This is a genomic window from Klebsiella sp. PK01 (assembly GCF_057624675.1).
The window spans coordinates 1-523 of the sequence record NZ_JBYEZM010000023.1; the positions used below are offsets into that span (position 1 = coordinate 1).

The window sequence follows — 523 nt, forward strand, 5'->3', positions numbered from 1 at the left end:
ACGGTTCATATCACCTTACCGACGCTTTTCGCAGATTAGCACGTCCTTCATCGCCTCTGACTGCCAGGGCATCCACCGTGTACGCTTAGTCGCTTAACCTCACAACCCGAAGATGTTTCGTAAAACATTTTCGTGTCGCGAAAATTTGAGAGACTCGAACACACATTGACTGTGTGTCGTTTCAATTTTCAGCTTGATCCAGATTTTTAAAGAGCAAATATCTCAAACGTCACCCGAAGATGAGTTTTGAGATATGTCGGCGCGCGTCTTTCACTCACGAACCAGCAAGTGGCGTCCCCTAGGGGATTCGAACCCCTGTTACCGCCGTGAAAGGGCGGTGTCCTGGGCCTCTAGACGAAGGGGACACTGAAGTCTCAATCGCAAGACGCCTTGCTTCTTTACTTTCATCAGACAATCTGTGTGAGCACTACAAAGGCAGGTTCTTTAAGGTAAGGAGGTGATCCAACCGCAGGTTCCCCTACGGTTACCTTGTTACGACTTCACCCCAGTCATGAATCACAAA

At 48.8% G+C, this 523-nt stretch carries 1 tRNA gene and 2 rRNA genes; all 3 read right to left on the reverse strand.

Going from position 1 to position 523, the window contains the following annotated elements:
- Positions 1-99 (reverse strand): 23S ribosomal RNA (locus AC22LX_RS24790); the annotation flags it as partial.
- 190 nt (positions 100-289) lie between these two features.
- A tRNA-Glu gene (locus AC22LX_RS24795) sits at positions 290-365 on the reverse strand.
- A gap of 85 nt (positions 366-450) precedes the next feature.
- Positions 451-523, reverse strand: a 16S ribosomal RNA gene (locus AC22LX_RS24800); the annotation flags it as partial.